Below are 6,256 nucleotides of genomic sequence, written 5' to 3' on the forward strand. Positions count from 1 at the left end.
TTATATTTACTACTATTGTTATCCTTATGATTATAGGCTTAGCTTTACAGGAAAAGTATTTTAAAGCAAAAATGAAGAAAATAAAGCCCTATGGAAAGATTATAGATGTTTTTGATGGTAAAATTCATATTAGTAAAGTTGGTAATGGTGAAAAAACAATAGTATTACTTCCAGGTCTGGGGGTAGCACTTCCTTCAGCAGATTTTGGTCCAATTATGAGGAGTCTTAGTAAAAGAAATTATACAGTTGTTTGCATTGAATATTATGGTGTAGGGTTTAGTAGTCAAACAGATAGATCTAGAACTTGCGAAAATTATGTTGAAGAAATTAGAAGCTTACTTTTAAAGGATGGAATAAAAGGGCCGTATATATTAATGCCACATTCTATATCTAGTGTATATAGTGAATACTATGCTTCAAAATATCCAGAAGAAGTAGAAGCTATTATTTCTTTAGATGGAACATCAACTGCCTATATAGGTGAAGATATGCCTAGATTTATAAAACCTTTATTAAAAATAGGGAAGTTTCAGCAAAAGATAGGATTAACTTCTATTTTAGCTAGAGTAACTACTAATAAAAAGGGTCTAGAATATATTGGGTATAATGAAAAGGAAATAGATGATATGATTTCCTTTGGTGGATTTGCTATAAACAACACATTATTAAATCAAATGATTTCATCTATAGAATGTGTTAAAGATACAAATAGATTGCCGTATCCTGAGGATGTACCATATTTTAAGATTATTTCAAAACAGACATATGAAACTAAAAATAATCAGATTAAAATTTCACCACAGGAGTATCAACATGAGCATCTTATGCGTATTGGAGATAAAGCAAAATATGAGATTTTAGAAGGAAACCATTTTATATACCATAATAATCATGAAATAATTGCAGAGCTTACTGATAAATTTTTAAAGGAAATAAATAATTAGAGACATAAGTATTTGAAAATAGGACCATGTTATCTATAAAAAGATATTTAAATATCATAATATAAGCTTAAATAGAGTAAGAAAAAAATCTTACTCTATTTTTATATTTGTTTATGGTTATTACATAGTAGTTTATAGTATGATTTTATATAGTACATATTGATAATTTTAAAATTTATTTTAAGAACGGAAAAAAAATTAAAAATAGTGAAACCTAATTAAGAGTTTTTACGTCTAAAGAAGGAAAAGAGTTTTGCATAACTTAAATTTTTTTAGGAGGATATATGGAGTCAATAATTAGAATTGATAAAGGAATAGGCAGCCTAGACTTAGATATGAAAAGAGCAATTAAAAAAGCAATGAAAGGGGATAGACAAGCTTTTTCTATAGTAATAAATGAAAATATAGAGTATCTTTATAAAATTGCTTTTATGCATTTGAAAAATGAACAAAAATCTTTAGATGCAATACAAGAGTGCTCTTATAAAGCTTTTATAAATGTTAGTAAGTTAAAAAATCCTAAGGTCTTTAGAACTTGGATTACTAGAATTTTAATCAATATTTGTATTGATGAAATAAGAAAGGATAGTAATGTTACAGAGCTTAATAGCGAAGCACCTTTAGCTTCAGAAGTAAGTGGAATATCTATAGAAGAAAAATTAGATTTATATCAAGCTATTGATGCTTTAAAGCCAGAATATAAAACAGTTGTAATACTTAAGTATTTTAATGATTTATCTGTAGATGAAATAAGTGAAACAGTTGATTGTCCAGTAAATACAGTAAAGACAAGGCTAAGTAGAGCTAGAAAATCCCTAAGTTTATTATTAAAGGAGGAGATTTAAATGAATAAAGATAAGTTTGATGATATAAAAGTTCCTAGTAACATAAAAACTTATGTTGAAAGTGGATTAGATAAGGCAGAAAAAGAAATTAAAGAAAAAAATAAAAAAAAGCGTAAAAGAAATATAGGAATGGTTGCAGCTTTGGCAATAATAGTAATATCAGCTGGAATATCAAATCCAACCTTTGCTGATGATATACCTATTTTAAAGGAGATATTTAAAGTATTAGAAAAAAAGGAAAACCCAGTTATTAACTCAGGAAATTATTCAGAATATGCAACTAATATAGGGATTTCAAAAGAATCTAATGGAATTACAATAACTATTGAAGAAGCTGTGTACACTGGGGATGAAGTATATGTTTCATATAAAATTGAAAATAAAGAAGATTTTCCGTATTTAACTAATATTTCGCCTAATGGGTATATTGTAAACGAACAAGGAGATTATGTTCAAAGCAATGAATTAATAGAAAAAGATATTGAAAAGATATTATTAGATGAAGAAGTTAATTTTAATTACACTCAAGAAGTGAACTTTAATTCATATCCATTCTTAACAGGAATGTTTGTAGATAGTAAAACATTTATTGGTTTAAGAAAATACGAATTAGTTAAGAATGAAACTATTATTAATAATGATGGAGCTTATGAAATGCAATCTATAGATATTCCAGAAGATATAGAAATATCTATAAAAATACCATCTGTATCATTACCAGTTAAAAATAGTTCTCCAGAGTTAGTAGAAAGTAATAATAATGAAAGATATGTTGTAGAAGGAAATTGGGAGTTTAATATTCCATTAAAGTTAGCACAATATGAAACAGAAGAAATTGAGGTAAATGAAGTAAAAGATGGCTTTAAATTAGAAAAAATTATTAAAACTCCTTTTGACATTAAAGTTAAAGTAGTTCCATTAAATCAAGAAAATAAAAAGACTATTTTTAATAAGGATAACTTACCGGCAAATGATATTAGATTATATGAAGCTTTCTTAATAGATAAAGATGGATTACAACAAGCATATGGTTTATCTCCTTCATATTTTGGAATGGAAGAACAGGGAGATGGAGCTTTATATATAGAAATGCAAAAGGATAAAAATAAAATGGATGAATCCTTTGAAATAGTAATACAAGATAATACAAGAGAAGGGGAAAGCTGTATAAAGATTTGTGAAAACAATGTATATCATGGTAGTTTACCTCATCCAAAGTTTATTCAGTTTGATACAAAAATTAAATTTGACTAAGATATAGATATTAAAAAATTACAAAAATCAATAAAAAATTAAGGAAAAATGAAAAAAGAATTACAAAAGCATTTTTGGAAAAAAATAGTGATATAATTAAAAAAATGAAAAAGGGGGGGAAACTCTGAAATGAGTGAAAAAGATAAGTCGGAAATTAAGGAAAAGAAATATTCAGTTAAAAAGAAAATACTTATAGGGGCTATAGGAGTATTAGTAGTTATATCTTCAATAATATTTATTTCTTATGGATATGTTAAGGAAAGAATATATACTGAATATACTCCAATAAAGGTTGAAAGTGAAGGACAATTTAAAGTAGTTGACGGAATTACTAATGTTTTATTAATAGGAACTGATGCTAGAGATTTGGATGAGGAATCAAGGGCAGACTCTATGATAATAGCGACATTAGACAATAATAATAAAAAAATTAAATTAACATCTTTATTTAGAGATACATTAGTAGAAATAGAAGGCTATGGAGAACAAAAAATAAATTCTGCTTATGAAATAGGTGGAGTAAACCTTCTGTTAGATACAATTAATACTACTTATAATATGAATATTGATAAATATATAGTTGTTAATTTTTCAGGCTTTGAAGAAGTTATAAATCAAATTGGTGGAATAGAAGTAGATGTTAAGGATTATCAATTAGAAGAGCTTAACAAATATATAGGGGAATCAACAGGTGGAAATGATTGTCCAGTTGAAGAAACAGGACTTCAAGTTTTAAATGGAAAGCAAGCCTTATCTTATTCAAGAATAAGAAAGGGAGTTGGAGATGACTTTGAAAGAGTTGAAAGACAAAGAGAGGTACTTACAAAGGTAACAGAAAAAATATATGAAACAAATCCAATTAAATACTTAGGTGTAATGAATAAAATGTTAGGTTACATAAAAACCAACATAGATCCTCTTCGTGCTTTAGACATGGCTTATACAATAAGTAAATTCCCAGAGCTTGCAATTGAGCAAATTCAAATTCCGGTTTTAGAGCTTGTAGATGATAGAAAACATGAAGTGCTTGGTGATATATTAGTAATGGATGAAGAACAAAATAGAGATATATTAAATAGCTTTATATTTGAAGATAAGAAACCTAATCCAGAAGAATATGATTATCTTTCATTTTATGAGGCTTTAGAAAAGTATGATGACGTAGAATTAGTTTATGAATTAGAAGAATAAAGTTAAGACCTTATAGTTGTAATTAATGCAATTATAAGGTCTTTTTTATAAGGATTAAATATAATTAGAACAATGATTGAACACATTAATATTTTATTTTTATTTATATATTTTGTTTAATATAGGTGATATTTTTATTTAAAGTTAAGGATATGGATAAATGTTATAAATATTTAACTTTTATATATTTACTATTTATGGAAAGGGTGATATATTTATAACATAGAATTAATACTTTATATAAGGCTAATAAAGGTACTCTATTAAGGGTAAGCTTAATTAGATATTATAAGGGAAAGGGGATCTAAAAAAATTGCCTACTTTAAAGACAAAAATTAAGGAATATAGAGAAAAAAATTCAATGAAACAAACAGATTTAGCAGAGCTAGTTGGTGTAAGAAGAGAAACCATTGTCCATCTTGAAAATGGAAAATATAATCCATCACTAAAGCTTGCAATGGATATAGCTAAGGTTTTTAACCTTTCAGTAGAAGAACTATTTGAATTTGTAGATTAAAAATATTATGAGATATAATTTATAGAGAGGAGATTTTAAAAATGAAAAGTTATAAAGAAACTAAAAAAAGAGGAATTATTTATGAGTGGGGGATACCTATAGTAATAGCGGTAGTATTAGCATTATTAATCAATAAGTTTTTACTATTTAAGGCATATATTCCATCAAGATCTATGGTGCCTACATTAAATGTTCATGATCAATTATTTGTAAGTAAGGTTTATAATCCAGAAAAGCTTGAAAGAGGAGATGTAGTAGTATTTTATTCTGATGAGCTAGGGGAGCGTTTAATAAAAAGACTTATTGGTTTACCAGGAGATATTATATCTATTCAAGATGGTGTAGTTACAATAAATGGAGAAGTCATACAAGAGGATTATGTTAAACATAATGATAATACTAATGGAAATTATAGAGTACCACAGGGGAAATATTTCTTCCTAGGAGATAATAGAGCAGATTCAGCAGATTCAAGGGTTTGGGATAATCCATACATAGATGCTGATAAAATAGAAGGTAAGGCACAATTAAAAATATATCCATTTAGTGATATAGGAACAATAAAATAAATTTACAGTGTTTTAGATAGTATCTATATTAGGTAAGTTTAAATATTTATTAATATAGGTGCTTTTTTATAAATAAAATTAAAGGGTAAAGAGGTAGAGATGAAGAAAAACAGAGGGTTTAAAGTTATAGGGGCACTGCTAGTAATTCTTATATTTACAATAGGGGTAAAAACTTATAGCTTTATAAAGGAAAAAAATAATTATATAAACACAATTGAGAGTAATTGGGGAATAAGTATTCCAGAAGGATATTCAAGAGTTTATTCTTCTGATAGTGGTGGCAGCTTATTAGGAGATGGAGAAAGATATAATGTTTTTAAATATGAAGGAGATTCTTTAAACTCAATAAAAGTAAATTGGGAAGAAAAGAAAAGCTTCTTTGTAGAAAACTCAATAAGTGCAATATCAAAAAGCTTAGAGGTAAAGGAAGAATATAAGATTAACTTTGAAGAAGAATATAAATATTTTTATAATAAAAAAGAAGATTCATCAGAAATTTATATGGTATTTCTAAAAAAATCTAATTTACTATATATAATTGAAGATATAATGTAAATATATTGATATATTAATATAGGGATATTATCATGGAAATAAAAATAGCTTTTATGATATAAAATAATCTTATAATTATAAAGAAGTTATTTTGAATTATATAGAAAAACTTCTAAGTAATTTTAAATAGTTTGTTTAAGCGGCTACTGAAAAATAAAATTTTCAGTAGCTTTTTATTTTAAAATTCCATCATAATGGTAAAATATACATAAATAAAAAATTGTATTACATATAGCTAAATGAAATAGAATCTGTTAAGCTGATATGAAAAAATAGCTTGGCTTTTCATAGAATTGCTCGCTCTTTGAAAATTATATAAGTTTGAATATTTTATTGTATGGTAAACAAGCCTGCAATAAAATTGATTTTTGCAGGTTAAAT

General features: G+C 26.1%; 7 protein-coding genes. All 7 read left to right on the forward strand.

Annotated features, from left to right (window positions below):
• A partial coding sequence (locus tag ACRDBA_RS12255) for an alpha/beta fold hydrolase (protein ID WP_438573208.1) occupies positions 1-944 on the forward strand: 944 nt, incomplete at its 5' end.
• Positions 945-1,228: 284 nt separating this feature from the next.
• Positions 1,229-1,789, forward strand: coding sequence for a sigma-70 family RNA polymerase sigma factor (locus ACRDBA_RS12260; RefSeq protein ID WP_438573209.1), 561 nt, complete (start codon positions 1,229-1,231; stop codon positions 1,787-1,789).
• Positions 1,790-3,043, forward strand: a complete 1,254-nt coding sequence (locus ACRDBA_RS12265; RefSeq protein ID WP_438573210.1) for a DUF4179 domain-containing protein — start codon at positions 1,790-1,792, stop codon at positions 3,041-3,043.
• Positions 3,044-3,172: 129 nt separating this feature from the next.
• Entirely contained in the window at positions 3,173-4,234 is a 1,062-nt protein-coding gene (locus ACRDBA_RS12270; protein WP_438573211.1) for an LCP family protein, read from the forward strand.
• 313 nt (positions 4,235-4,547) lie between these two features.
• Positions 4,548-4,751, forward strand: coding sequence for a helix-turn-helix transcriptional regulator (locus ACRDBA_RS12275; RefSeq protein WP_438573212.1), 204 nt, complete (start codon positions 4,548-4,550; stop codon positions 4,749-4,751).
• 41 nt (positions 4,752-4,792) lie between these two features.
• Positions 4,793-5,320 (forward strand): signal peptidase I, encoded by a 528-nt coding sequence (lepB, locus tag ACRDBA_RS12280; RefSeq protein WP_438573213.1) that lies wholly within the window; start codon positions 4,793-4,795, stop codon positions 5,318-5,320.
• Between the two features lie 99 nt (positions 5,321-5,419).
• Positions 5,420-5,875: a hypothetical protein gene (locus ACRDBA_RS12285; protein WP_438573214.1), complete on the forward strand. Its 456-nt coding sequence runs from the start codon at positions 5,420-5,422 to the stop codon at positions 5,873-5,875.
• Positions 5,876-6,256 lie beyond the last annotated feature (381 nt).

Source organism: Clostridium sp. (assembly GCF_051654825.1).
Classification (GTDB): domain Bacteria; phylum Bacillota; class Clostridia; order Clostridiales; family Clostridiaceae; genus Clostridium.